The 267-nt window shown below is 54.7% G+C and carries 1 pseudogene; it reads left to right on the top strand.

The window, feature by feature from the left end:
- Positions 1–64 precede the first annotated feature (64 nt).
- Positions 65–267 (top strand): annotated as a pseudogene (locus NW212_RS15265) (IS1595 family transposase); the annotation flags it as partial.

The raw sequence follows: 267 nt of genomic DNA, 5'->3' as shown, positions 1-267 counted from the left end.
GCAAGCGTTGAGCATGGCCAAACATTGTGAAGCGACAGTCCCTGAAAGCTCGCACCTGTCAGCTCTGTTGGAAAAGCAGGGCTGCTGCCCTCATTGTGGCGGCAACCGTTACTACCGTTTCGGCAAGGACCACGGGACGCAACGCTTCAAGTGCAAGGATTGCGGCAGGACTTTCACCGAATATACCGGCACGTGGCAGCAGAAGCTCCATAAGAAAGGGCTTGTCAAGGCATATATGCACCTGATGTCCGAGCAGAAGTCTCTTGG

It is taken from the genome of Bacteroides sp. ET225, assembly GCF_024733745.1.
Taxonomy (GTDB): domain Bacteria; phylum Bacteroidota; class Bacteroidia; order Bacteroidales; family Bacteroidaceae; genus Phocaeicola; species Phocaeicola excrementipullorum.
The sequence above is the reverse complement of the archived record's forward strand: the minus strand, read 5'-3'. Positions and strand labels throughout refer to the sequence as shown.